Raw genomic sequence first — 900 nt, 5'->3', positions numbered from 1 at the left:
CTCGCGCGACGAAAGCCACTATGAAGTCTGCCTGCAACCGCGCTTGGCGCTGCTGTCACGCAGCCATCAGAACGCGATTTATCAGGATATCTCGGTGCCGGGCATTGTGGAGAAAATCCTGCGGGAACGCCACGACATGCGCGGGCAGGATTTTGTCTTCACGCTGGCCCATGAGTATCCGCGCCGTGAGCAGGTGATGCAGTACGGTGAAGACGACCTGACCTTCATCTCGCGCCTGCTGGCCGAGGTGGGTATCTGGTTCCGCTTTACCGCCGACCCGAAGCTCCATATCGACGTGGTGGAGTTTTACGACGACCAGCGCCATTACCAGCAGGGGATGACCCTGCAGGCGGTGCCGCCTTCCGGCCTGCACGACAGCGGTGTGGACTCGGTGTGGGATTTGTCCAGCGCCCATCAGGTGGTGGAGAAATCGGTCAGCCTTAACGATTACAACTACCGCACCGCCACCGCCGACCTGAGCAGCCAGGTGGATGTGACCCGCGGTGACGCCACCACCTACGGTGAAGCCTATCACTTCGCCGACAACTACCTGACCGCAGGCGGCGAAGGGCGTGAGCCAGAGCCGGAAAGCGGCGCCTTTTATGCCCGTCTGCGCCATGAGCGCTACCTGAACGCACAAACCCGGTTCACCGGCGTTGCCAACACCGCAACGTTGGTACCGGGCGTGGAACTGAAGGTCACGGGCAGCTATGCCCCTGCCGCGTTTGCCCAGGGCGTGGTGATCGTGCGTACCACCAGTTCGGCACGGCGCGACCGCAGCTTTGAAGTGGCGTTCGAGGCCATCCCTTATTCCGAGGATTACGGCTTCCGCCCGGCGTTGCTCCCCAAACCCAAGATGGCCGGTACGTTGCCGGCACGGGTGACCAGCACCACCGCCAA

Annotated in this window: 1 protein-coding gene; it reads left to right on the top strand. The window is 62.4% G+C overall.

The genetic code is table 11. From position 1 onward, the window contains the following. Positions 1–900: type VI secretion system tip protein VgrG (gene vgrG, locus BMI79_RS22840; protein ID WP_125828886.1), on the top strand; the 900-nt coding region annotated here is incomplete at both ends.

Source organism: Serratia oryzae, from assembly GCF_001976145.1.
GTDB lineage: Bacteria > Pseudomonadota > Gammaproteobacteria > Enterobacterales > Enterobacteriaceae > Chania > Chania oryzae.
The sequence above is the reverse complement of the archived record's forward strand: the minus strand, read 5'-3'. Positions and strand labels throughout refer to the sequence as shown.